Annotated in this window: 23 protein-coding genes; 6 read left to right on the forward strand and 17 right to left on the reverse strand. The window is 72.7% G+C overall.

The genetic code is table 11. The annotated features are described in order from the left end of the window. Positions 1–11 precede the first annotated feature (11 nt). Entirely contained in the window at positions 12–1,490 is a 1,479-nt protein-coding gene (locus tag ACIBK6_RS12800) for a PLP-dependent aminotransferase family protein (protein WP_399051215.1), read from the reverse strand. Between ACIBK6_RS12800 and ACIBK6_RS12805 the strand changes: the two genes are divergently transcribed. Together ACIBK6_RS12805 and ACIBK6_RS12810 are read left to right on the forward strand one after the other, a co-directional pair. Then, positions 1,489–2,409: a DMT family transporter gene (locus tag ACIBK6_RS12805; protein ID WP_399051216.1), complete on the forward strand. Its 921-nt coding sequence runs from the start codon at positions 1,489–1,491 to the stop codon at positions 2,407–2,409. The genes ACIBK6_RS12800 and ACIBK6_RS12805 overlap by 2 nt on opposite strands. 38 nt (positions 2,410–2,447) lie before the next feature. Next, on the forward strand, positions 2,448–2,642 hold the full coding sequence (locus tag ACIBK6_RS12810; RefSeq protein ID WP_399051217.1) for a DUF1918 domain-containing protein: 195 nt from the start codon (positions 2,448–2,450) through the stop codon (positions 2,640–2,642). A gap of 20 nt (positions 2,643–2,662) precedes the next feature. On the opposite strand, the gene ACIBK6_RS12815 is transcribed toward ACIBK6_RS12810, so the two are convergent. Continuing rightward, entirely contained in the window at positions 2,663–3,925 is a 1,263-nt protein-coding gene (locus ACIBK6_RS12815) for a glycoside hydrolase family 10 protein (RefSeq protein ID WP_399051218.1), read from the reverse strand. 164 nt (positions 3,926–4,089) lie between these two features. Between ACIBK6_RS12815 and ACIBK6_RS12820 the strand changes: the two genes are divergently transcribed. Both ACIBK6_RS12820 and ACIBK6_RS12825 read left to right on the forward strand, forming a co-directional pair. Next, positions 4,090–4,950: a 3-hydroxybutyryl-CoA dehydrogenase gene (locus ACIBK6_RS12820; protein WP_399051219.1), complete on the forward strand. Its 861-nt coding sequence runs from the start codon at positions 4,090–4,092 to the stop codon at positions 4,948–4,950. Between the two features lie 192 nt (positions 4,951–5,142). Continuing rightward, complete coding sequence (locus tag ACIBK6_RS12825; protein ID WP_399051220.1) at positions 5,143–5,400, forward strand: hypothetical protein; 258 nt, start codon at positions 5,143–5,145, stop codon at positions 5,398–5,400. 10 nt (positions 5,401–5,410) lie between these two features. Here the strand turns inward: ACIBK6_RS12825 and ACIBK6_RS12830 are convergent, their stop codons facing one another. The 10 genes from ACIBK6_RS12830 to infC all read right to left on the reverse strand — a co-directional run bounded on the left by ACIBK6_RS12830 (position 5,411) and on the right by infC (position 16,279). Next, positions 5,411–5,947 carry an NUDIX domain-containing protein gene (locus ACIBK6_RS12830; RefSeq protein WP_399051221.1) on the reverse strand — a complete coding sequence of 179 codons (537 nt, stop codon included), beginning with the start codon at positions 5,945–5,947 and terminating at the stop codon, positions 5,411–5,413. Positions 5,948–5,998: 51 nt separating this feature from the next. Then, positions 5,999–7,339: a transcriptional regulator gene (locus ACIBK6_RS12835; RefSeq protein WP_399051222.1), complete on the reverse strand. Its 1,341-nt coding sequence runs from the start codon at positions 7,337–7,339 to the stop codon at positions 5,999–6,001. Between the two features lie 249 nt (positions 7,340–7,588). Further along, positions 7,589–8,656, reverse strand: a complete 1,068-nt coding sequence (locus ACIBK6_RS12840) for a PP2C family protein-serine/threonine phosphatase (protein ID WP_399051223.1) — start codon at positions 8,654–8,656, stop codon at positions 7,589–7,591. A 208-nt stretch (positions 8,657–8,864) separates the two neighbouring features. Continuing rightward, the gene (gene pheT, locus ACIBK6_RS12845) at positions 8,865–11,393 is read right to left on the reverse strand and encodes a phenylalanine--tRNA ligase subunit beta (RefSeq protein ID WP_399051224.1); all 2,529 of its coding nucleotides are present in this window, start codon (positions 11,391–11,393) and stop codon (positions 8,865–8,867) included. Further along, positions 11,393–12,514: a phenylalanine--tRNA ligase subunit alpha gene (gene pheS / locus ACIBK6_RS12850; RefSeq protein WP_399051225.1), complete on the reverse strand. Its 1,122-nt coding sequence runs from the start codon at positions 12,512–12,514 to the stop codon at positions 11,393–11,395. Before pheS ends, pheT begins: the two co-directional genes overlap by 1 nt. Positions 12,515–12,662: 148 nt before the next feature. After that, positions 12,663–13,775 (reverse strand): ATP-binding protein, encoded by a 1,113-nt coding sequence (locus tag ACIBK6_RS12855; RefSeq protein WP_399051226.1) that lies wholly within the window; start codon positions 13,773–13,775, stop codon positions 12,663–12,665. 66 nt (positions 13,776–13,841) lie between these two features. Continuing rightward, positions 13,842–14,696 (reverse strand): TrmH family RNA methyltransferase, encoded by an 855-nt coding sequence (locus ACIBK6_RS12860; RefSeq protein ID WP_399051227.1) that lies wholly within the window; start codon positions 14,694–14,696, stop codon positions 13,842–13,844. A gap of 114 nt (positions 14,697–14,810) precedes the next feature. Next, positions 14,811–15,197 (reverse strand): 50S ribosomal protein L20, encoded by a 387-nt coding sequence (rplT, locus tag ACIBK6_RS12865; protein WP_114037952.1) that lies wholly within the window; start codon positions 15,195–15,197, stop codon positions 14,811–14,813. A gap of 104 nt (positions 15,198–15,301) precedes the next feature. Then, positions 15,302–15,496: a 50S ribosomal protein L35 gene (gene rpmI / locus ACIBK6_RS12870; protein ID WP_362721830.1), complete on the reverse strand. Its 195-nt coding sequence runs from the start codon at positions 15,494–15,496 to the stop codon at positions 15,302–15,304. A gap of 99 nt (positions 15,497–15,595) precedes the next feature. Then, the gene (gene infC / locus ACIBK6_RS12875) at positions 15,596–16,279 is read right to left on the reverse strand and encodes a translation initiation factor IF-3 (protein ID WP_399051228.1); all 684 of its coding nucleotides are present in this window, start codon (positions 16,277–16,279) and stop codon (positions 15,596–15,598) included. A gap of 348 nt (positions 16,280–16,627) precedes the next feature. On the opposite strand from infC, the gene ACIBK6_RS12880 reads away from it, so the two are divergent. Beyond that, complete coding sequence (locus ACIBK6_RS12880) at positions 16,628–16,987, forward strand: DUF1844 domain-containing protein (protein WP_399051229.1); 360 nt, start codon at positions 16,628–16,630, stop codon at positions 16,985–16,987. A gap of 31 nt (positions 16,988–17,018) precedes the next feature. On the opposite strand, the gene ACIBK6_RS12885 is transcribed toward ACIBK6_RS12880, so the two are convergent. The 3 genes from ACIBK6_RS12885 to ACIBK6_RS12895 are packed head-to-tail and all read right to left on the reverse strand — an operon-like array spanning position 17,019 to position 20,049. Beyond that, entirely contained in the window at positions 17,019–17,747 is a 729-nt protein-coding gene (locus ACIBK6_RS12885; RefSeq protein WP_399051230.1) for an SseB family protein, read from the reverse strand. Positions 17,748–17,806: 59 nt separating this feature from the next. Further along, a complete protein-coding gene (mycP, locus tag ACIBK6_RS12890; RefSeq protein ID WP_399051231.1) occupies positions 17,807–18,997 on the reverse strand; it encodes a type VII secretion-associated serine protease mycosin in 1,191 nt (396 codons plus the stop codon). Then, on the reverse strand, positions 18,994–20,049 hold the full coding sequence (locus ACIBK6_RS12895; protein WP_399051232.1) for a hypothetical protein: 1,056 nt from the start codon (positions 20,047–20,049) through the stop codon (positions 18,994–18,996). Before ACIBK6_RS12895 ends, mycP begins: the two co-directional genes overlap by 4 nt. Before the next feature lie 163 nt (positions 20,050–20,212). Here ACIBK6_RS12895 and ACIBK6_RS12900 point away from each other — a divergent pair, with 163 nt between their 5' ends. After that, complete coding sequence (locus tag ACIBK6_RS12900) at positions 20,213–21,415, forward strand: amino acid deaminase/aldolase (RefSeq protein ID WP_399051233.1); 1,203 nt, start codon at positions 20,213–20,215, stop codon at positions 21,413–21,415. Between the two features lie 41 nt (positions 21,416–21,456). On the opposite strand, the gene ACIBK6_RS12905 is transcribed toward ACIBK6_RS12900, so the two are convergent. Further along, positions 21,457–22,392 (reverse strand): DUF2510 domain-containing protein, encoded by a 936-nt coding sequence (locus ACIBK6_RS12905; protein WP_399051234.1) that lies wholly within the window; start codon positions 22,390–22,392, stop codon positions 21,457–21,459. Positions 22,393–22,458: 66 nt separating this feature from the next. Continuing rightward, positions 22,459–23,688: a haloacid dehalogenase-like hydrolase gene (locus ACIBK6_RS12910; protein WP_399051441.1), complete on the reverse strand. Its 1,230-nt coding sequence runs from the start codon at positions 23,686–23,688 to the stop codon at positions 22,459–22,461. Positions 23,689–23,750: the final 62 nt, after the last annotated feature.

A 23,750-nucleotide genomic window follows, 5' to 3' on the forward strand; every position in this document is an offset into this window, starting at 1 on the left:
CGGCCCGATTGTCAGTGGCGGATGCCACGCTGTCCTGGTGGTACGGGGTCCGGCTGACCCAGCACTTCGTCCAGCGCCGTGCGCAGCCTGCGTACCCCCTCGGTGATCTCCGTGCGGCCCGTCACGCCCGCGAAGCTGAGGCGGATGTGGGCGGCCGGGGGTTCGGCGCTGAAGTAGGGGCGGCCGGGGGTCACGGCGACGCCCGCACGCAGGGCGGCGGAGAGGAAGGCGGGCTCGGGGGCGCCGTCGGGCAGGCGGAGCCAGAGGTGGTAGCCGCCGGACGGGACGTGGGGCAGGGCGAGTTCGGGGAGGTGGTGCAGGACGGCGGCGGCCAGGGTGTCCCGGCGTGCCGTCAACTCGGCGGAGACGGCGCGCAGATGGCGGCTCCAGGCCGGGGAGCCGACGAGTTCGAGGGCAGTCTCCTGCAGCGGGCGCGGGACGAAGAACGAGTCGACGACCTGGATGGCGCGCAGCCGTTCCCGTACGGGCCCGCGGGCGGCGAGCGCGCCGACCCGCAGGCTCGGTGAGGTCGCCTTGGTGAGGGAGGAGACGTGGACGACGACACCGTCGGGATCGTCGGCGGCGAGCGGGGCGGGCAGCGGCGGCGCGTCCTCGTGGACGATCCGGCGGCCGAAGTCGTCCTCCACGACGAACGCGCCGAAGGAGTGCGCGATGCGGACCACTTCGCGGCCGCGGTCCGGGGCGAGGAGGGCGCCGGTCGGGTTCTGGAAGAGGGGCTGGCAGACGAACACGCGGGCGCCGGTGGCCCGGAAGGCCCGGGAGAGGAGTTCGGGGCGCACTCCGTCGGCGTCGACCGGCACCGGCACGGGGCGCAGGCCCGCGGCTCGGGCGATGGCCAGCATGCCGGGATAGGTGGGTGATTCGACCAGGACGGGAGCGCCGGGCGCGGCGAGCGCGCGCAGGGTGGTGGTCAGCGCGGTCTGGCCGCCCGCGGTGACCAGGACGTCGGCGGCGGTGACGGTGCCGCCGATCTCGCGAGCGAACCATTCGCGCAGCTCGGTGAGGCCGTCGACGGGCGGCCGGCCCCAGGCGCCGGGGCGGCGGCCGGCCCGGGCGAGGGCGGCGGCCATGGCCTGCTCGGGCCGCAGCCCGGGGTCGAGATAGCCGCCGCTGAAGTCGATGACGCCGGTCGGCGGCGCGGTGAGGGTGGCCAGGACGCCGCCCGCGTCGACCGCGCGGGGGGCCGGATCGGTGGCGCCGTCGGCGCTGAGGGCGACCTCCTGCCAGGAGGTGTCACCGGCGCGCGCGGTGACCGTGCGCGGCTCGGCGCGGTAGGCGCCCGCGCCGGGGCGGGTGACGACCAGGCCCTCTGCGACGAGCCGGGCGAGCGCGCGCGAGACCGTCACCGGGGAAACCCGGTAGCGCTCGACCAGGGCCCGGCTCGACGGGAGCTTTCCGCCCACTGAGTAGCGGCCGAGCTCGGCCCGCAGGGATTCTGCCAATTCCGCCACACTGCTACGCTCATGCATGACAGCACAGGATAGCGCTACTCCCCTTACGTCGATAGCGGTCAGCCGGGCCGACAGCCCCGCCCTGCCGCGCGGGACGGTTCTCGCCGCGCTCGGCGTGGTTTCTTTCTCGCTGACCTTCCCGGCCACCGCCTGGGGCCTGGAGAGCTTCGGGCCCTGGTCGCTGGTGTCGCTCCGGATCGCACTGTCCGCGCTGATCGCCGGCGCGCTGCTGGCCGGCCGCCGGGTGCCGTTCCCCGACCGGTCGCACTGGCCCGGCCTCGCCATCGTCGCGGGCGGCTCACTGGTCGGGTTCCCGCTGCTCACGACGATCGCCTTGCAGACCTCCACGACCTCGCACGCCGCCGTGGTGATCGGGCTGCTGCCGCTGGCCACGGCGGCGCTGGGCGCGGTGCGCACCCGGCGGCGGCCGTCGCGGGCGTTCTGGCTGGCCTCGCTGGCCGGGGCCGCGGTAGTGGCCGCGTTCACGGTGCAGCAGAGCGGCGGCGCCCTGTCCACCGGCGATGTGTACCTGTTCGCGGCGCTGCTCGTCTGCGCGGCCGCGTACGTCGAGGGCGGCAGGCTGGCCGCGGTCATGCCGGGCTGGCAGGTGGTCGGCTGGGCGCTGGTGCTGTGTCTGCCGCTCGCCCTGGCCGGGGCCGCGGTGGCGCTCGCGTACGAGCCCTGGCGGCTCACCGCGCACGGTGTGACCGGGCTGCTCTGGGTGGCCGTGGGCTCCAACTTCTTCGGCCTCTACGTCTGGTACCGCGGCCTGGCCGCGATCGGCGTGCCGAAGGCCAGCCAGCTCCAATTGACCCAGCCGCTGCTCACCCTCATCTGGTCGGTGCTGCTGCTCGGCGAGCACCTGTCCCCGGCCGCCCCGCTGGCCGCCGCCGGGGTACTGGTGTGCATCGCGGTGACCCAGCGGGCCAGATCCTGAGCGGTGGCGAGTTCCGTGTGCCGTCCTAGACTGGCCGCATGCGAGCAAGCGTGGGCGACCGAATCCTTGTACACGGCAGGACCGTCGGCCAGCACGACCGGCAGGCCGAGGTCATCGAAGTGCTGGGTCCCGACGGAACTCCCCCGTTCCGCGTGCGGTTCGAGGACGGGCACGAAACCCTGATGTCGCCGGGCCCGGACACCGTGGTGCGGCACATCGCCGAGGACGCGTAGCGGCGCAGGCCGCGGGCCCCTCAGCGGGCCCGGGCCGGGTAGTGGTCGGCGACGACGCGGGCCATGGCTCCGGTGCGGTCCTGGGTGACCTCCTGCGCGGCGAAGAAGCAGTGGCCGCGCACCGCGGGGTACCGCTGCGCCAGGGTCAGGTGGCGGGACAGTTCCGCCGGGTCCTGCCAGGCTTCGGGCTGCGCCGGATCTCCGGCCTTGTACAGCGCCTCCCCGATGTACAGGTCGACGCCGGTGCCCCGGGCCACCGCGTCCCACCAGGGCACCAGAACGGCGTAATCGGCCGCCTCGAATCCGATGTTCCAGTAGAGCTGCGGGCAGATGTAGTCCAGCAGACCCTCGCGCACCCAGGTGCGGGTGTCGGCGTGCAGATCGTCGTAGGTCGCCACGCCGGACCGGGTCGCGGAGCCGCGATCGTCGCTCGCCGCGTTGCGCCACACCCCGAACGGGCTGATCCCGAACCGCACCCGGCCGTTGATCTTCTTGATCCGGGCGGCGGTCTCGCGCACCAGCAGGTCGATGTTGTCGCGCCGCCACGCGTCGCGGTCCGGGAAGGCGGACCCGTACCGCTCGTAGGCCTCGTCGTCGTCGAAGCTCTGGTCCGCCACCGGATAGGGGTAGAAGTAGTCATCCCAGTGCACGCCGTCGATGTCGTAGCGGCGTACGGCGTCCAGCATGGCGTCCTGGACGAAGCGGCGGACCTCGGGCAGGCCCGGGTTGTAGTAGAGCTTCCCGCCGTACGGGACGACCCAGTCGGGGTGGACGCGCGCGGGGTGCGTCGGGGCCAGCCGTGCCGGATCGGTGTGGTGGGCGACCCGGTACGGGTTGAACCAGGCGTGCAGTTCGAGGCCGCGCCGGTGCGCCTCGGCCACGGCGGTGCCCAGCGGGTCCCAGCCGGGGTCCTCGCCCTGCACTCCGGTGAGGCATTCGGACCAGGGCTCGTACCGGGACGGCCAGAACGCGTCGGCGGTCGGGCGGACCTGGAGGACCACCGCGGTGAGCCGCCGCTCGACCGCCTTGTCGAGGTGGGCCAGGAGTTCGGCGCGCTGGGCCGCGGCGCCGAGGCCGGGCCTGGTGGGCCAGTCGCGGTTGGCGGCCGTCGCCAGCCAGACGCCGCGGAACTCCCGCGCCGCTCCCCTGGCCTCGGCCACCGCCCGCACGGCGGTTTCGAGGCTTTCGTCCCGGTCCGCGGCAAGCGCCCCACCGGCTGTGATCAGCCCGCTCAGCGCTCCCGCCGTGCCCGCCACAAAGCCCCGCCGAGTGATTCGTCCCACGTTGACACCCCTCGCTCCGGTCGGATGACCCAGGTGTACCGGACGGCATGCCCGCCCCGGCCCCTCATGCCCTCGCGCGTCCGGAGTAACGTCAAGGGCCGAAGGCGGGCGCCGGAATCACACGGGGGACCCGCCGGGGACCGCAGTAGAGCGAAAGGCACGATGTGACCGACATCGAACGCGTCGGAATTGTGGGCTGTGGCCAGATGGGCGCGGGCATCGCGGAGGTGTGCGCGCGCAGCGGCCTGGACGTCATGGTCGCCGAGACCACCGGCGAGGCCCTGGAGATCGGCCGCACCCGGCTCCACAACTCCCTCTCGAAGGCCGCCGAACGCGGCAAGATCACCGAGGAGGAGCGCGACGCGACGCTCGGCCGGCTGAGCTTCACCACCGACCTCGGCGAGTTCGCCGACCGCGATCTCGTGATCGAGGCCGTCGTGGAGAACGAGCAGGTCAAGACGGAGATCTTCCAGATCCTCGACCAGGTGGTGACCCGCCCGGACGCGATCTTGGCCTCCAACACCTCCTCCATCCCGCTGGTGAAGCTCGCGGTCGCGACCTCGCGTCCCGACCAGGTCATCGGCATCCACTTCTTCAACCCGGCCCCGGTGCAGAAGCTGGTCGAGCTGATTCCCGCGCTCACCACCTCCGAGGGCACCATCAGCCGGGCGCAGGCCCTGGTCGAGAAGGTGCTCGGCAAGCACGCGATCCGCGCCCAGGACCGTTCGGGCTTCGTGGTCAACGCGCTGCTCATCCCGTATCTGCTCTCGGCGATCCGGATGTTCGAGTCGGGCATCGCGAGCCGTGAGGACATCGACAACGGCATGGAGCTGGGCTGCGCCCACCCGATGGGCCCGCTGAAGCTCTCCGACCTCATCGGCCTGGACACGGTCGCCTCGGTCGCGGACTCGATGTACGACGAGTTCAAGGAGCCGCTGTACGCCGCTCCCCCGCTGCTCCAGCGCATGGTGGACGCGGGCCGCCTCGGCCGCAAGACCGGGTCCGGTTTCTACTCGTACGCCTGAGTAGAGCGGCGTACGTCTGCTCCGCAGGTGTACGTCCGAAAGGCGTGGGCCGGGCTCGTTCCGCGCACACCGGGTGTGCGGACCGAGCCCGCATATGCCCATCGCACACGCTCCCGTCCCTGGAACACGGCTAGTTGACTCGAAGCCAACACATCAATGGCACGTCCGGAGCAGGACTTAAGGAGCCACGCCGTGTCCAGGGACCCGGGACATCCGACGACCGTCGACGAACTCGCGGAGTTACGCCGCTGCTTGGACGTCGGCCTGACCCGCATGGACGGGCAGCACGCGCTGCTCGCCCAGCGGGGCGAGCAGACCGAGCATGAACTGACCGATCTGGTGGAACGGGTGGCGGCCCTCGAACACCTGAGGTGGCCGCTCCCCGCCGTCACCGTGCTGAGCGCCGTCGGCGCACTCTCGCTCGCCGTGTGGCAGGCCCTCGGGCACTAGCGCCGGGCGGTCAGCCGTCGGCGAGCCGCAGATGGTGCAGGAGCAGGAGGCCGGCCGCCATGTTGGCGGCCGGGACCTCCCCCCGGGCGACCATGTCGGGCACCAGCTTGAGCGGTATCCACTCGCGTCGGGACGACTCGAAGTCGTCCTTTGGATGGCCGGTGTACTCGGCCGACTCGGACCAGAACAGATGGTGCCGGGCGTCGATCAGCCCGTTGGCGGGCTCGACGGTGAGCAGGTGCTTGAGCGGCCCCGGCCGCCAGCCGGTCTCCTCCTCCATTTCGCGGGCGGCGGCGGCTTCGACGTCCTCGCCGTCCTCGACGACTCCGGCGGCCAGCTCCCAGCCCCAGCTGTCGGTGATGAAGCGGTGCCGCCAGAGCAGCAGCACCTCGTTGGCCTCGTTGACGACCGTTGCCACGGCGACCGCCCGCAGCCGGATCAGGAAGTGGTCCAGGTGCCGCCCGTCCGGGAGCTCCACGTCCGCGAGGTTGACCCGAAACCAGCGATTTTCATACACAGTTTGTTCGCTCAGGTTCGTCCACTGCACGTTTCTGCCACCTTCCGACAAGTAGATGGCAATATCGCAGCAGGCTGACGGTCAGAGCGGAACTCGAAGCGCCCCGTCGATCAGCTCGGCGGCTTCCTCGGCGCCGGCGCAACCGCTCTCGACCAGGTGCTCGCGCACCAGGCGCAGCCGGTCACGCAATCGCTGCGACTCCATCCCCCGGGCCCGCTCCGCCATTTCGACCGCGGTGGCCACGGCCCGGTCCGCGTCGCCCTGTCGCAGCTCGATCTGCGCGAGCATCGCAAGGCGGTGCACCCTGCCCCTGTCGTGGGAGGGCTCGTCGGCCGCCAGCGCCGCCTGCTCGCGCGCGGCCGTCAGATCGCCGAGGCTGAGCAGCGCCTCCGCCACCTGGACGTTGACCAGGCCCGGCTGGACGTAGCCGGTCTCGGCCGGCTCCTGGCCCGGCCTGATCCGCCCGGCCGCCGACTCGGCGCTCCGGATCGAGGACAGCGCGCTCTGCCCGTCTCCCAGATGCGCGTACGCCTTGGCCTGCATGGCGTGCAGATCGGCCGCGAGCGCCGGGCTCAGCCGGCCGCCCGCCGCCCGCAGGGCCGCCTCCGCGAAGGCGACCGCCTGGCGGTGGTCCCGCATGAACAGCGACTGGTTGACGAGCAGCGCGATGACGTACGCCCCAAGTCCGCGGTCCCCGCTGGCCTTTGCCAGCCGCAGCGCCTGGTGGAAGTAGCGCTGGGCGAGCCCCTGGGCGTTGGAGTCGTAGGCGCAGATCCCCGCGATGGCCACCAACCCCCCGGTGGCGCGGTGGAGTTGGCGTCCGGTGGCGTCCGTGTAGCCGCCGCGCAGTAAGGGGGCGGTCTCGGCGTTGAGGAAGCCGACGATGCGGGAGCGGGTCGCGATGCCGCCCGCCTTGCGGTACATCAGCTCGTAGTGCTCGCGCGCCGCCCGCAGCATCTCGATGTCCGACTCGCCCACCGCGGTCTGGCCGTTGCGGGACACATCGGTGTCCTCCGGCGGGTTCTCCCACTCCCACACGGGCATGACGGCCGGGGTGCCGGTGACGGCCGGGGCGTCGAGTATGTGCGTGCGCTGCTGTTCGTCCGAGCGCCACAGGGCGGTCGCCCGCTCCACGAAGCCGGCGAGCGGCGAGCCGTGCGCGGGGACCGGCTCCCCCGGCACTCCGAGGCCCACGTCGTCGAGGGTGACCCGGCGGCGCAGCCGGCCCGCGAGCACCTCGCAGATGAGGTCGGGCACCTGGCCGCGCGGGCGCTGGCCCTTCAACCACCGGGCCACCGCGGTGTGTTCGTATCTGAGTACGAGGCCTCTGGCCCGGCCCGCCTGGTTCACCCGGGCCGCGAGCCCGGCGTGCGAGATCCCCGCCTCGTCCACCAGCGCGTCGAGCAGGGTATTGGGCTGCATGAGGCCCTCCGTTGGCTCGGTCCGGCCAGCGTAGTGGAGCCCGGTTCACACGGGGTGTGAACCGAGTACCCGCATTTATGCGCTGCGCTCTCTGCCCCTGAGCGCCCCCAGTCGATTGACTCGGAACCGCCTCCTTATTGAGGCGGCCGGGCCGCCGGCTCCCCCTCGTACAGTGCGGCGGCCCGCACCCGGCGCCGTCCGCCCTGTCCGCGCTGCCCGGCACTCCCGGCAGGGCGACGGCGCCCCACTTCACTGGCCGACCCGGGCCGCCTCGCCGCCCGTTGACTGGACGGGCACCCGGACCCGGTCGTTGCGCAGAACCAGGAGGGCCACATCGTCCGAGAGCCGCCCGCCGGTGTGGCGCAGCAGCGCGCGCTGCACCTCGTCCACCACCCGCCGGGGCGACACCGGCGAGGGGCGGGCCGCGGTGGCGAGCGCCTCGCGCAGCGCGAAGAAGCGCCCGGCGGCGTCCCGGGCGTCCTCGGCGCCGTCGGTGTGCAGGCAGAGCGCCTCGCCGGGCAGCAGCCGGGTGCAGCGCAGCAGCGGCAGTTCGGCCGGGAGCGGAAAGGGGCCGAGCGGCGGCAGCGGGTCGCCGGGCGTGAGGGGCTCGGCGCCGCGGCTGAGCCGATGGGGCCAGGGATGACCGCAGTTGAGGGCGTACACATCGCCGCTGGGAGCGATCTCCAGGAGCAGTACGGTGACGAACTCCTCGGCGAGCGGACTCTCCGGCTCGCCGCCGCCCGCCGCCGGATGCTCACCGCGGCAGCGCTCCCGCAGATGCCGGGCCAGCGTCCGGTCCAACCTCCGCAGCACGCCCGCGAGTTGGGGCTCGTCGTGAGCGGCCTCGCGGAAGCTGCCGAGGACGGCGGCGACCGCGCCGATCGCCCCGAGTCCGTGGCCGCGCACATCGCCCATCACGACGCGCACCCCGTACGGGGTGGACATCACCTCGTACAGGTCGCCCCCGACCGAGGCCCCACGGCTGGCGGAGAGCTGGCCGGCGGCGAGCGCGAACCCGTCGAGCCGCGGGGGCGGCGGCCTCAGCAGCACCCGCTGGGTGATCTCGGCGATCTGCCGGATCCGCCGCAACTCCCCGGCCGCCGCGCTCCGTACCGCGTTGGCGAGCCAGAGGACGGCGACCAGGAAGGCGAGGCAGGTGGCGACCCGCAGGCCCATGCCGTCCTCGCCGGCCAGCGGACAGGTCAGTTCCCAGGCGATCACCAGGACGAGCCAGCAGGCCGGGAGGAGGAGGGCGAGGGCCCGCCGGGAGCGGAGGGCGGTGGCACAGGCCCAGGTCCATCCCGGTGTACGGATCATGCCGTCGGCCCCCCTGGGGAGTGTCCGGTGGGTCATGGCCGGGGCCGGCCCGCACGGCCGGATTGATTCTGTCGATCGTCCGTACTTTCTTGAGCGGTTCGACCGGATTTCCACCCGAACGAGTGAGAGGGATCGGCTCGTTCCGGACACACACGACAGGGGCGCACCGGGAGTCCCGGTGCGCCCCTGTCGGCGGATCCCGCTGGAGCTACGCCCCGCGCAGCACCGCGCCCATGCGCTCGCCGGCGAGGGCCACCGCCGCGTCGCGGGCGGCCGAGGCCTCCTCGACGGTCAGGGTGCGGTCGGCGGCGCGGAACCGCAGCGCGTACGCCAGGGACTTCTTGCCCTCGCCGACCTGCTCGCCGCTGTAGACGTCGAACAGGCGGATGGACTCCAGGAGTTCACCGGCGCCCATGCGCAGCGAGTTCTCCACCGCGGCGGCCGGGACGTCCGCGTCGACGACGAGCGCCACGTCCTGGGTGGCCACCGGGAAGGCGGAGATCTTCGGCGCCTGCACGGTGCCCTCGCCGGCCCGCTCAAGGAGGTCCAGGTCGAGCTCCATGGCGCAGGTGCGGGCGGGCAGACCGAACGCCTTCACGACGCGCGGGTGCAGCTCGCCGGCGTGCCCGACGAGGGTCTTCACACCCTCGGGGAACACATACAGCTCGGCGCAGCGGCCCGGGTGCCAGGGGCCGTACCGGCCCTGGTCCACGGCGAGTTCGAGCCCCGCCTCGCGGGCCACGGTCCGGGCGGCCTCGACCGCGTCGGCCCACTCCGCCGGGCGGCCCTTGCCCCACCAGCCGGCCTGCTCGCGGGCACCGGCGACGACGACGGCGGCGTGCCGCGGCTGCACCGGCAGCACGGCGTCAAGGCCGGCGATCTCCTCGTCGGTGGGACGGCGGTCGACGGGCAGCCGGGCGGCGGTGCCAGGGGTCGGCGAGGGGTGGAAGACCAGACCCGTCTCGAAGAGCGCCAGGTCGTGGCTGCCGCGGCCGTCGTTGCGGCGCAGCGCGGCGAGCAGCCCCGGCAGGAGCGTGGTGCGCAGCGCCGGCTCTTCGTCGCTGAGCGGGTTGACCAGCTTCACCGCACGGCGGTTCGGGTCGTCCGCTTCGAGCCCGAGCTGGTCGAAGACCGACTCGGCGATGAACGGGTAGCTCGGCGCCTCGGTGTACCCGGCCCCGGCGAGCGCGCGGCCGACCCGGCGGTGCAGGCGCTGCCGCTCGGTCAGCCCGCGTCCCGCGGGCGGCTTGGGCAGGGTGGCGGGCAGGTTGGCGTAGCCCTCCAGCCGGATGACCTCTTCGGCGAGGTCGTTCGGCTCGGTGAGGTCGGGGCGCCAGGACGGCACGGTGACGACGAGCTCGTCCTGCCCGTACGCGTCGCAGCCGACCTGCTGGAGGCGGCGTACGACGGTCTCGCGGCCGTACTCGATGCCCGCGACGCGGTCCGGGTGGTCAGCGTGCATGGCGATGCTGCGCGGCGCGGACGGCGAGACGATCTCGGTGACGCCGGCCTCGGCCGTGCCGCCCGCGAGCAGCACGAGCAGGTCGACGGTCCGCTGGGCGGCGGCCGCCGCGGCCTGCGGGTCGACCCCGCGCTCGAAGCGCTTGGACGCCTCGGAGGACAGCTTGTGGCGGCGCGCGGTGCGGGCGATGGCGACCGCGTCGAAGTGCGCGGCCTCGATGACGACGTCGGTGGTGCCCTTGACCTCACCGGTCCCCGGGTCCGTGACGGCGTCGGCGATCTCGGTGTTGGCCCCGCCCATCACACCGGCGAGGCCGATGGGGCCCCGGCTGTCGGTGATGACGAGGTCGGCGGCGTCGAGCTTGCGCTTGGCGCCGTCGAGGGTGGTGAGGAGCTCGCCGGCCTCGGCGCGGCGGACCCCGATGGGCCCCTCGACCAGGGTGCGGTCGTAGGCGTGCAGCGGCTGGCCGAGCTCGATCATCACGTAGTTGGTGATGTCGACGGCGAGCGAGATCGGGCGCATCCCGGCCTTCTGCAGCCGTCGCTGGAGCCAGATCGGGGAGCGCGCCTCGGGGTCGAGGCCGGTCACGGTGCGCGCGGTGAAGCGGTCGCAGCCGATCGGGTCGGCGATCTTCACCGGGTAGCCGTACGAGTTGGGCGCGGGCACGTCGAGCAGCGCCGGGTCGCGCAGCGGCAGACCGTAGGCGATCGCGGTCTCCCGGGCGACACCGCGCATCGACAGGCAGTCGCCGCGGTTGGCGGTGACGGCGATGTCGAGGACCTCGTCGACGAGTTCGAGCAGCGCGATGGCGTCGGTACCGACCTCGTGCTCCGGGGGGAGCACGATGATGCCGCCGGTGGTGTCCGGGCCCATGCCGAGCTCGTCGCCGGAGCAGATCATGCCGTGCGAGGTCCGGCCGTACGTCTTGCGCGCGGCGATCGCGAAGTCACCGGGCAGCACGGCGCCGGGCAGCACCACGACGACCTTGTCGCCGACCGCGAAGTTGCGGGCGCCGCAGACGATCTCCTGGGGCTCGCCGGTGCCGTTGGCCATGCCGACGTCGACGGTGCAGAAGCGGATGGGCTTCTTGAAGCCGTCCAGCTCCTCGATGGTGAGGACCTTGCCGACGACCAGGGGGCCCTTGAGCCCGGAGCCGAGCTGCTCGACGGTCTCGACCTCCAGGCCGGCGTCAACGAGCTTGGCCTGCACGTCGCGGCCGGTCTCGGTGGCCGGCAGGTCGACGTACTCCCGCAGCCAAGAAAGCGGGACCCGCATCAGATCTCCATCCCGAACGGCCGGGTGAACCGGACGTCACCCTCGACCATGTCTCGCATGTCTTCGACGTTGTGGCGGAACATCAGCATTCGTTCGATGCCGAAGCCGAAGGCGAATCCGCTGTACTTCTCGGGGTCCACTCCGCAGGCGGTGAGCACCTTCGGGTTGACCATGCCGCAGCCGCCGAGCTCGATCCAGCCCTCGGAGGAGCAGGTGCGGCAGGGCCGGTCCGGGTTGCCGACGGACTCGCCGCGGCAGACGTAGCAGACCATGTCCATCTCGGCGGACGGCTCGGTGAAGGGGAAGAAGTTCGGCCGCAGCCGGGTCGTCATGTCCTCGCCGAAGAGCGCCTTGACCATGTGGTCGAGGGTGCCCTTGAGGTCGGCCATGGTGAGGCCCTCGTCCACGGCGAGCAGCTCGACCTGGTGGAAGACCGGGCTGTGCGTGGCGTCGAGTTCGTCGGTGCGGTAGACCCGGCCGGGGCAGATCACGTACACCGGCGGCTCGCGGTCGAGCATCGAGCGGATCTGCACGGGCGAGGTGTGCGTGCGCAGCACGACGCCGGAGTTGGCCGAGCGGTCCGGTCCCTGCACGAAGAACGTGTCGTGCTCGGTGCGGGCCGGGTGGTCCGGGCCGATGTTGAGCGCGTCGAAGGTGAACCACTCGGCCTCGGCCTGCGGGCCCTCGGCGACCTCGTAGCCCATGGCCACGAAGACGTCCTCGATGCGCTCGGAGAGCGTGGTCAGCGGGTGGCGGGCGCCGGCCGGTACCCGGTCGTACGGCAGCGTGACGTCCACCGCCTCCTCGACCAGGACGCGGGCGTCCCGCTCGTCCTCCAGCTCGGCCTGGCGGACGGCCAGGGCCTTGGAGACGGCGCCGCGGGCCATGCCCACGAGCTTGCCGGCGGCGGCCTTGGCCTGCGGCGGCAGGGCGCCGATCTCGCGGTTGGCGAGCGAGAGGGGCGAGGTGCCTCCGGTGTGCGCGGTCTTCGCCTGGGCGAGCGCTTCGAGGTCACCGGCGGCCGCGAAGGCGGCGAGCGCCTCGTCCCGCATGCGCTCGATCTCTTCCGGTTTCAGCGCCTCGACCTCAACAGGGTCGTACGACTTATTGGGTGCCGACATCTCTTCCCGTGCTTCCGATTGGCTTGGCTGGGGGTCCCCGCGACCGCGACAGCGATACCGCGATAGCGCGCGGACACAAACGCGCCAAAGGTCGAGTCTAACGGGGTGCAGGAATGCGAGTGCGCCCGTGGGCGGCTCGGGGGGCGATCTACTGGAGATACGCCGGAGCGCCGACGGGCAGGATAAATCGGAACTGGGCGCCGCCACCGGGCCCGCGCCCCACGGTGATGGTGCCGCCGTGCGCTTCGACGATGCCCTTGACGATGTACAGGCCGAGGCCGGTCCCGCCGCGCTTGCTCCCCCGCCAGAAGCGGGTGAAGACACGGCCCATCGACTCCTCGGGGATGCCTGGGCCCTCGTCGCTCACGGTGACGGCCGTTCCCTTCTCGTCGTGCTCTTCGATGCGGACGGGTGCTGGTGCCACCTCAATGGTGACGGTTCCCTCGCCGTGCCGCACCGCGTTTTCGAGCAGGTTGCCGAGCACCTGGTCGATCTTGTCCGGGTCCGCCCAGAGATCGGGCAGCGGACGCCGGATGCGGACCAGGAAGCGGTCCGGGGACTGGCCGGAGGCGACATGGGCCTGGATGTGGCGGCCGACGGCGGCCGGGATGTCGACGGGCTGGCGGCGCACTTCGAGCCGTCCGGAGTCGATGCGCGAGATGTCGAGGAGTTCGGCGATGAGCCGGGTGACGCGGTTGGCGTCGGCGTCGACGGTCTCCAGCATGAGCCGCTTCTGGTCGTCGGTGAACCGCTCCCACTTGGCGAGCAGGGTCGCGGTGAAGCCCTTCACGGAGGTCAGCGGGGAGCGCAGTTCGTGGGCGACGGTGGCGATGAGCTCGGCGTGGGAGCGTTCGGTGCGCCGCCGGGCCTCGGTCGAGCGCAGGCTGACCACGACCCGGCGGACCGGACCGGTGGGGTGCTCGCGCACGTAGCGCGCGGAGACCAGCACTTCGCGGCCGCCCGGCAGCAGCAGATTGCGTTCGGGCTGGCCGACCCGGATGGCGAGTCCGCCGTACGGATCGGTGAGCTGCCACCAGCGGCGGCCCTTGAGGTCCTCCAGGGGCAGCGCCCGCTCCAGCGGGCGGCCGAGCGCCTCGTGTTTCGCGACGGCCGTGATCCGCACCGCGGCGGCGTTGAAGCAGACCACCTGCCCCGTCTCGTCGGCGACCACGATGCCGTCGGGCAGGTCGTCGGGGTCGAAGCCGAGGACGTCAGGACGGTCGGAAGGGCACAGCGTGGTGCTGTTGCCGGTGCTGCTCATGCCGACAGCCATCCCCCTATCCCACCTCTCCGAAGCGCTGAGTGGGCCCCCGAGCCCGCAACACTACTAGTACGAGGTGACGGAGCGGCACCCTCCCGCAGCACGCTGCGCACGCGCGGAGGCGTAGAGGCACACGGCGGCGGCGGTCGCGAGGTTGAGGCTCTCGGCCTTGCCGTGGATGGGCACGCGCACCACGGCGTCCGCGAGTGCGCGGGTCTCCTCGGGCAGGCCCCAGGCCTCGTTGCCGAAGATCCACGCGGTGGGCCCGCCCATGGTGCCGGCGTCGAGCTCCGCGTCGAGGTCGTCCTCGCCCGCGCCGTCGGCCGCCAGGATGCGGACGCCCGCGTCCCGCAGCCCTTGGACGGCCTGCTCCACGGGTACGCCCACGGCGACCGGCAGATGGAAGAGCGAACCGACCGAAGCGCGCACGGACTTGGGGTTGTACAGGTCGACGGAGGCGTCGGTGAGGACGACCGCGTCGGCGCCGGCGGCGTCCGCGCAGCGCAGGACGGTGCCGGCGTTCCCGGGGTCGCGGACGTGCGCGAGCACGGCGACCAGCTTCGGCTCCGCCCGGAGGATCTCCTCGAACGGCGAGTCCAGGAAGCGGCAGACGCCGACCAGTCCCTGCGGGGTGACGGTCTGGGAGACCTCGGCGAGCACCTCGTCGTCGGCGTAGTGGACGCGGGCCCCGGCGTCCAGCGCGGCGGCCACGATATCGGCGTACCGCTCGGCGGCCTCGACGGTGGTGAACAGCTCGGTCAGGGTGGCCTCGCCGCCGCTGCGGTGCTCGACGGCCTCGCGCACGGCCTGCGGCCCCTCGGCGATGAACCGGCGTTCCTTGCCCCGGAAGTTGCGCCGGGCGAGCCGGCGGGCGGCGGCGACGCGCGGGGAACGCGGGGAGATCAGCTCGGGGGTGCCCATGGGTCGGCGGCTCTCATTTCGTACGTGGCGAGGGGAAACGCGGCGAGGGGGAACGCAGCGGACCCGCAGGCGGGAGGGCCTGCGGGTCCGGGCAATGCCAGAGGGGCTGCCTGATCAGGCGGCGGCCTTCGGCGCGTTGACGTCGCTCGGGAGGGCCTTCTGGGCCACCTCGACGAGCGCGGCGAACGCGTTGGCGTCGTTGACTGCGAGCTCGGCCAGGATCTTGCGGTCCACCTCGATGTTGGCGGCCTTCAGACCCTGGATGAGGCGGTTGTACGTCATGCCGTTCTGGCGGGCAGCGGCGTTGATGCGCTGGATCCACAGCTGACGGAAGTCGCCCTTGCGCTTCTTGCGGTCGTTGTAGTTGTAGACCAGCGAGTGGGTGACCTGCTCCTTGGCCTTGCGGTACAGGCGCGAACGCTGACCGCGGTAGCCGGAGGCCGCCTCGAGGATCGCCCGGCGCTTCTTGTGGGCGTTTACTGCCCGCTTGACGCGTGCCACTTGTTAACTCCTTGTAGCGGGGCCGTGGTTGGACTCACACGACCCGAAATCGAATAGGTCCCGGTCTCGACGTTCCGCCTCCGGTGACCGGAGGCGGCGGAACGTCACTTGCCGAGAAGCTTCTTGATCTTCTTGGCGTCGGCCGGAGCCAGGACGACCGTGCCCGTCAGCGAACGGGTCTTCTTGGACGACTTGTGCTCGAGCAGGTGGCGCTTGCCGGCGCGCTCACGGAGCACCTTGCCGGAGCCGGTGATCTTGAAGCGCTTGCTGGCACCGCTGTGCGACTTGTTCTTCGGCATAGCGCCGTTATCTCCTCGTCAGTGGCGCTCCCAGCCGGTCCGGGAACCGGCGCTCGGGAGCGTCATATGTATCGGATATCCGGAACGGCTGTCCCGGAATCAGGCCTCGGCGGGGTGTTCCTCGGCCACGGCTTCGGCGACGGGCGCCTCGGTCGCGGTCTCGTCCTCCGCCGCCGGAGCCGACTGACCCTGGCGCTCCGCCTTGCGGGCCGCCTGGGCCTCGCGGGCTTCGGCCATCGCCTCGGTCTTCTTCTTGTGCGGACCGAGGACCATGATCATGTTTCGGCCGTCCTGCTTCGGGCTGGACTCGACGAAGCCGAGCTCCTCCACGTCCGAAGCGAGGCGCTGGAGCAGTCGGTAGCCGAGTTCCGGCCGGGACTGCTCGCGACCACGGAACATGATCGTGATCTTGACCTTGTCGCCCTGCTTGAGGAACCGGACGACGTGACCCTTCTTGGTGTCATAGTCGTGCGGGTCGATCTTCGGCCGGAGCTTCATCTCCTTGATGACCGTGTGCGCCTGGTTCTTGCGCGCCTCACGGGCCTTCATGGCCGACTCGTACTTGAACTTCCCGTAGTCCATGAGCTTGCACACGGGCGGACGGGCGGTCGCCGCCACCTCGACCAGGTCGAGGTCGTACTCCTGTGCGAGCTCCAGGGCCTTGGCAAGCGGAACGATTCCGACCTGCTCGCCACTGGGGCCGACAAGTCGCACCTCGGGCACGCGAATCCGGTCGTTGATGCGGGGCTCGGCGCTGATGGATCCTCCTCGGTAGCACCACACGACTGACCTGCGGACAGCCGCGTACGTCTGTATGACGTGACCAACCGTCGCGGGGAACGAAAAATGCCCCGGACGGACACAGGCGGGGCTCCAAGAAAACCGGAACACCGCCGCGGTCCACCGCGGGGCGCACATCGGGCGGCTCCATCGTCCGTACGGAACGATGGTGGCCACCTGACCGGATGACCCGCCGCCCCGGAGGGTGGTCGGGTGGGAGATCGGAGCCTCCACTTGTGGGCCGGGCACACGTGCCTGGCCGGTCGTTACACAAGGTTAGCAGCAACCGGACAGGGGGGCTAATCGAGTGCGCGGGAGGAGCGGTGGCCCGCACCGCATATCGTGTGGGGCATGAGTGAAACGCCCCCCAACGAGTCCGCCGACTTCGACACCATGGCCCGCGACATCGCGGAGGTTCCCGCGGTCGAGGTGATCGTGACGGTCGCCGTGAACCTGATGAGCGCCGCCGCCGTGAAGCTCGGTCTTACCGAGGAGGGCGACCAGTACAAGGACCTCGACGAGGCCCGCAAGCTGGTGCACGCCCTGGCCGGTCTGCTCGACGCCGGGGCCACCGAGATCTCCTCCTTCCACGCGGCCCCGCTGCGCGACGGTCTGAAGTCGCTCCAGCTGGCGTTCCGCGAGGCGTCGATCGTGCCGGACGAGCCGGGCCAGGGCCCCGGCGAGAAGTACACGGGCGCCGTCTTCGGCTGAGGCCCCGAGCCGCTGCCGCTCCGGCTCCCGCTCAGCGGGTGAAGAGCGGCTCGTTCGGCGGCGGGGCCTGCATCGGCAGCAGGGCGAGGTCGAGGCCCCGTACCAGCCGGGCCCGCAGGGTCTCGTCGGCGGCGATCAGCTCCGCGACCCGGCGGGCGGCGTCGGCCGGCGCCGTCCCATCGGCAAGAACCAGGGCGAGCGTGCCGTCCGCGCTGCCGGGGCCGAGGTGGGCGCGCAGCACCGCGGGGACGGCCGCCACGGCGGAGCGCACCGCTTCGAGCACCGACGGGTCGTCCAGCGGGTCCGCGCTGGTGCGGCCCTCCGCGAGGGCGAGCAGGGCCGCGCCCTTCAGTTCGTACGCGACCGGGCCCGCGAGGTCGATGACCACGGTGTCGGCCTTCTCGTGGACGGCGGCCGCGAGGGCCTGGTGCAGCGGGACGGCGACCGGCCGGGCGGCGGGGTCCCACAGTGCGAGCGCCTCGATGGAGGTGAAGGCGGGCAGCGCCGTGCGGTCGCCCGCCTTGAGGGTGGGGACGGCCATGTCGCTGGTCTTCTCGCGCTTGAGGCCCCTCTCGTCGATCTCGCTCTCGCCGAGCATCGCGACCACGGGGACCAGCAGGCGGGCCGTCGTCAGCGCGGCCAGCACCCGCGGCTCGGCCGATCGGTCCTGGGCCCAGGCGGCCAGCGCCTCGGTCAGTTCGGGGGCGGCAGTGCCGTCGTCGTCGGAGAAACCGGAATCCGGAATGTTCTTGAGCGCCACGGCACGAGCCTAACCGGGGCCGGTACCGGCCCCGGCACGGCCTTGGCGCAGGACCGGCTTCAGAGCCACTCGCGCGGGGTTCTGACCCGGGTGGAGCGCCACAGGACGACGCCCGCGGTCAGCAGCAGGACACCGCCGCCCGCGGAGACGGGGGCCAGCCAGTTCGCCGGGGCGTCGGCGGAGACCGGGGCGTCCGGGCCGCTGCCGAAGTAGGCCTTGCCGTACGCCGTGGACTCGGAGCGCAGCCCGGCGGGCTTCAGCTTCGCGGCGGCGGCGAGGGCGGCGGCGGGGTCGACCATGCCGTAGCCGCGGGCGTCGTCGCGGCCGCCTTGCGGGGCGTCCCGGGCGGTGTCGGCGAGCAGCTTCTTGATCTGCGCGGGGGTGAGCCCGGGGTGGCCGGAGCGCACGAGGGCGACGGCGCCGGAGACGAACGCGGAGGCCGCGCTGGTGCCCCAGCCCTCGTAGTACTTGAGGTCGGGGTCGGCGATGACGACGTCCACGCCGGGCGCGCTGACGGTGGCGTACCAGCGGCGGGTGGAGAAGGAGGCGTGGGTGCCGTTCTTGTCGACGGCGGCCACCGCGATGACGCCGGGGTAGGCGGCCGGGTAGGAGATGTGGTCACCCTGGTCTCCGCCGTTGCCCGCGGAGGCCACGACGACGGCGCCCTTGCCGAGCGCGTACTGGATCGCGGCGTCCTCGGCGGGTTCGGGGTGCGCGGATTCGCTGTCGTCGCCGAGCGAGAGGTTGATGACGTCGGCGCCGTTGTCGGCGGCCCAGCGGATGCCGTCGGCGAGCGCGCCGCCCTTGGTCTCGCGGGCCTGCTTGCGGGCCGGGTCGGTCGATTCGAGGATGACCCGGACCGGGAGGATCCTGGCTTCGGGGGCGATGCCGAGCACCCCGGACTCGTTGTCGGCGCCGTGCCCGTGACCCGCGATGATGCCGGCCATGGCGGTGCCGTGCCGGGCCCAGTCGCGGCTGCCCTGGCTCGCGCCGAAGCCGATGAGGTCGGTGCCGGGCAGGACCTGTCCGGCGAGGTCGGGGTGGCCGGCGTCGACGCCGGTGTCGAGGACGGCCACCGTGACGCCCTTGCCCTTGGCCGTACGCCACGCCTGCTGCGTGTGCATCGCGCCCAGCTCCCACTGGCGGTCGCGGATGCCGTCGGCGCGGGCCGGGGCGGCGGTCAGCAACAGGGTGAGCGCGGCGGCCGACGCGAGTGCGGCGGTGCGGCGCAGCCGGACGGACTTGGTCATCGAGCGGGCTCCGGGGTGGCGGCGGCCTTCTTGCGCAGGCCGCGTTCGATGTTGTCCGCGATGCCCTTGGCCTCGAAGCCCAGGCCGGCCTCGGCGGCGGGGCCGGTCGCGCCGACGGCGGTGGCCTGATCGGCGGACTGGGGCGCGGCGACCGGGCGGCCGTCGGCGAATCCGGAGACGGCGGTGACGACGACGGGTGCGTCGGTGAGGACCCGTACGGTCCAGCTCGCCCGCTGCTTGTCGCCGAAGGCGGCGGCCTCGGTGTCCTTGACGGAGAAGGTGCGCGGCATCAGATCGCTGCGGTCGCCGAGCTTCTCATTGACGAACCGGTTCTCCAGAGCGGTCATCGCGGCCGGTTCGGCCTGGGTGAAGACCAGGCCGACGGTGGTCACGCTGCTGCTGGTCGCGTCGGTGTAGGTGGCGCGCACCATGCGGGCGCAGCCGACCGGTTCGAGCACCTTGAGGAGCAGCGGGTCGAGAGCGCCCGCGCAGTCGCTGTCGGGCGCGACGCCGATCCGTATCCAGTCGCGCTCGGCGCCGCCGGGGCCCGCGCCGGTGCCCGTGATGGTGCGGGGGAAGAGGGTGTCGACCGGCACGCTGTGCCACAGGTCGCGGGCGGCGGCGTAGTTGCTGCGGGCGGCGGGCCCGGCGGAGTCGCCGCCCAGCCAGGTTCCGGCGGCGGCCCCGCCGATGAGCCCGGTGCCGAGGACCACGCAAGCGGCGGCCGCGGCCACGACTCCGGGCCGCCGGGAGGGCACCGGCCGCAGCCCGGTGGGCTCGTCGGAGAGGGGCTCCGGGGGCAGCAGCGGCCGCGGCGGGGCGGCGGGCAGCGGGGGTATGACGGGGGGCGGCGGGGCCGAAGTCATGGGCGGTATGGGGGTGTTCGGCAGGACCGGGCCCGGGTCGATCAGGTCCAGGGCCGAGCGCAATCGGCCCGCGGCGTCCCCGGGGGCCCACGGCTCGGGGGCCGGTGCGAGCTCGCCGGACGGCTCGGGTTCCGGTGCGGGCGGCGGCGGTTGAGGGGTGCTGGGGCGTCGTGCGTCGGTGGTCATCCGCCCCCCTCGTACCCCTCGTGCCGTCCGGTTCAGCCCGTTACCCGCTCGGGCGTCACTCTACGGGCTGATCCTGTGCGGGCCGAGACCGGTCCGCAGGCCCGCGGCATCTGCGCCGATCGTCCCCCTACCTTGTGGTAACCGGTTCTGGCAGGCTTCCGCCATGACACCCCGCGCCGCTGACCGCGCCCGGTACGACCGGGCGACCGCTCATCTCGATGCGCCCGTCGCGATCGTCGATCTGGAGGCGTTCGACGCCAACGCGGACGATCTGGTCCGCCGGGCGGCCGGAAAGCCGGTCCGGGTCGCCAGCAAGTCGGTGCGGTGCCGGGCCCTGCTTGAGCGGGTGCTCGCCCGGCCCGGTTTCGCGGGCCTGATGTCCTTCACGCTCGCCGAGTCGGTGTGGCTGGCGCGGGCCGGGTTCGACGACGTCCTGCTCGCGTATCCCTCGGCGGACCGCGCCTCCTTCGCCGAGCTTTCCGCGGACCCCAAGCTGGCGGGGGCCGTCACCGTGATGATCGACGACCCGGCGCAGCTGGACCTCGTGGACCGGGCGCGCGAGCGCGAGGGCCTGGAGATACGGGTCTGCCTGGAACTGGACACCTCGCTCCACCTCCTCGGCGGCCGGCTGCGGGTCGGCGCACGCCGCTCCCCGCTGCGCACCCCCGCCCAACTCGCCGATCTGGCCCGCTCGGTGGCGCGCCGGCCGGGTTTCCGGCTGGTGGGTCTGATGGCGTACGAGGGGCATGTGGCCGGGGTCGGGGACGCGGTGGCGGGGCGCCCGGTGCGGTCGCGGGCGATCCGGCTGATGCAGGCGGCGGCCCGCCGGGAGCTGGCGGCCCGGCGGGCCGAGGTGGTCCGCGCGGTGCGGGCGGTCGTACCGGACCTGGAGTTCGTCAACGGCGGCGGCACCGGCAGCGTCCAGCACACGGCGGCCGAGGCGGCGGTGACCGAGATCGCGGCGGGGTCGGGGCTGTATGTGCCGCGGCTCTTCGACAACTACACGTCGTTCAGCGGGCGTCCGGCCGCGCTGTTCGCCCAGCCTGTGGTGCGCCGGCCGGGCGTCGGGGCCGTGACGGTGCTGGGCGGCGGGTACCCCGCGTCGGGCGCGCCCGGCGCGGACCGGCTGCCGGTGCCGTATCTGCCGGAGGGACTGCGCTACGACCCGCAGGAGGGCGCGGGCGAGGTGCAGACGCCGCTGCTCGGCTCCCCCGCCGACGATCTGCTGATCGGCGACAAGGTGTGGTTCCGGCACGCGAAGGCGGGCGAACTGTGCGAGCGCTTCGAGGAGTTGCAGCTCGTCGAGGGCGACCGGGTGACGGCGACCGTGCCGACGTACCGGGGTGAGGGCCGTACGTTCCTGTAGGCCTGGGCGTTACGTTCCGGTAGGCCTCGGAGCACTGGCTCTCAGCCGGACGGCGGGGCGAGGCTGCTGCCGACTCCGCCGTTCTGTCCGCCGCCGATGGGCGCGATGCCGCGGGTGATGGTGTCCATGAGGCTGAGCGGCGGCCCGGCGGAGCCCGCGTCGAAGGCGAACCGGGCGATGACCATCGCCTCGCTGCCGACGGTCGAGGGGAAGGCGAGCGACTGGACGTAACCGCCGGGCCCCGCGCCGGTCTTGACCTCCCAGCGCACCAGGTAGCCGGTGCGGCCGTTCACCACCACCTGACCGGACTTCACTTCGCGGTGCGAGGTGATGCCGTTGTAGTGGCGGCTGCCGACCGGGTCGCGGTCATAGGCGGCGTTGGCCGCGTCGCCGATGTCGTTCTTGGCGACGGCCTCGGCGGTCTTGAGGCCGGTCGAGGCGGCCGTGGCGGTGGTGACCCTGCCGTGCGGGCAGAACCCGGAGGCGCCGGGGCAGTTGTAGGTGTCCTTCGTCTGCATGGTGACGAGCCCGCCGACCATGTCGTCCGTCTTCTCCCAGCCGTCCGGGATCGGCAGGGTGATGCCGTCGAGCTGATCGACCAGGGTGTTCGGATCCGCGGATGGCGGTGAACTCGCCTTCGGCGGCGGCGAGTTGGTGGCACTGGCCGCCGTGGTGCCGGTGGAGCCGCCCGGCGTCTTCGGCGCCCCGTCGTCGCCCTTGCCGAGGACGACGACTCCGCCGGCGATCGCGGCCACCAGGACCACGGCCGCCGCGCCGATCGCCACCAGCGGGCCGCGCCGCCGTACGGGCGGCCCGGCGACGGTGACCGGCTGCGGCGGAGTGACCGGCTGCGCCGGGCCGAACGCCTGCCCGCCCGGCGCTCTGGTGTGGGCGGTCCAGGCGGTGCCGTCCCACCAGCGCTCGACACCGGGCACGCCCGGATCCGGGTACCAGCCGGGCGGGGTCGTCATGGTCATGGCCACACCTTAGAGCCTGCCTCCAGAGGGCGTCCGGCGGACCGTGGCCACACCTTGGATCCGGGTTCAGCCCGCGTACACCGTGTCCCGCTGGTCCGGGACGATCGAGCCGTCGCCGCGCCTGACCGGGGCGGGGGTGCCGTCGTGGCCGGTGTAGCCGGTGGAGGCGCACGGGTACGGCGCCGTCTTCTGCTGCTTCGGCTCGATGAACATCGGGTTCACGATCCAGCGGCCGTCGTGGTCGTCGTACGCCCGGCACATCAGCTCGTTCTTGTTGCGGTTCAGGGCGAGCCGCAGTCCGGTGGCGTCCCGCAGGAAGGAGACGTCGGTGTCGGAGTCCCCGGCTGCGAACACCTGCCGCTTGGCGGCCGGTTGGACCCGCTCGGCCGCCGCGCCCCGTACGCCGAAGATCTCCTGGTTGATCCAGCAGCGCTTGCCGTCGATGTAGGTGATCACCGAGTCGTCGCCGTCCTTCGCCGAGCCGCAGCCCTTGAGGTGCGAGGTGATGCGGCCGTGCTCGGTGGTGGAGCGGATGCCGATGGCGTGGTCGGGGTCGACGCCCGCGCCGCGCGCCCACACGTCCACGACCGGCTCGGGCGAGGCCGAGGTGATCCAGACGTCGAAGCCCGCCTTCTGGAGCGTACGGATCAGATCGCGCTGCTGGTCGTAGTAGCGCACCCACGCGGTGGCCTTGGTGTTGCTGCCGACCGTCTGCACGGCGTCGGCGGGGGCCGCGAGGTTCTCGGTGCGGGCCGCCGACGCGAAGGACGTGACCTGGGCCGGGGTCCAGCCGTGCAGGAGCTGGGCGAGCCAGGCGTACGAGGGCTCGATGGTGCGGCGGTCGTACCCGGCGAAGGCCGCCGCGCCCTTGCTGGTCTTCCCGTCGCCGTAGACCGCGAGGATCTCGTCCGCGCACGTGGTGTCGGTGGCGGTGGGAAGGGTCTTGGCGGAACCGGCCGGGCAGGACGCGGCCAGCGCGCTCGCGGCGGTGTCGGTCAGATAGCGGCTGGTGGTGTGCCAGTCGCCGCCCACCGGACGCTGGATCTTCGCGTTGCGCAGCAGCCAGTACATCGTCGCGTCGCCGACGTCGTTCTTGACGACGGTGTTGTCCCAGTCGAAGACGGCGACCGGCTTCTTGCCGTGCCGGGCGCCCGCGCCGCACTTGCCGTAGCTGTCGATCAGCTCCTGGAGGCGGGCCTGGTTGTCCCCGTACCAGCCGTCGGAGATGGTCAGTTGGGGGCAGTGGGCCGGGCGCGCCTCGGCGGGCTGGGCGGCGACGAGACCGGTGGCGGCCATGGCGAGGGCCACGGCGAGGACCGGCAGCCGGCGGGCGATGCTGGGCGTGGACACGCTGGGGG

The organism is Streptomyces sp. NPDC050485 (assembly GCF_044458185.1).
GTDB lineage: Bacteria > Actinomycetota > Actinomycetes > Streptomycetales > Streptomycetaceae > Streptomyces.